Origin of the sequence: Streptomyces phaeochromogenes (genome assembly GCF_001418655.1) — a bacterium.
Classification (GTDB): domain Bacteria; phylum Actinomycetota; class Actinomycetes; order Streptomycetales; family Streptomycetaceae; genus Streptomyces; species Streptomyces phaeochromogenes.
In genome coordinates, this window is record NZ_LIQZ01000487.1 from 1,980 (window position 1) to 2,240 (window position 261).

1 pseudogene is annotated in these 261 nt (G+C 71.3%); it reads left to right on the plus strand.

Going from position 1 to position 261, the window contains the following annotated elements:
• A pseudogene (locus tag AOK17_RS53000) lies at positions 1-261 on the plus strand (MFS transporter); the annotation flags it as partial.

A 261-nucleotide genomic window follows, 5' to 3' on the forward strand; every position in this document is an offset into this window, starting at 1 on the left:
CCCGCCGCGCTCGTGGCGCTCGGTGCGGTTCCGGTGCTCGGGCTGATGGTGGCGCTGCGCGGTATCGACGCGCTCGGGTCCTCGTCGCACAACGCGGCGCTGCCCGTGTACTCCACCGAACTCGACGCCGACAACCCGGCCGTGTTCGTCAGCGTCTTCTGGTGCGTCTGGGCGCTCGGCAACGTCCTCGTCCAGCAGGTGCTGCAGAGGTACACCAAGCGGACGGGACGCTCGGTCGGTGCCCTGGGCTTCGGGCTCGGC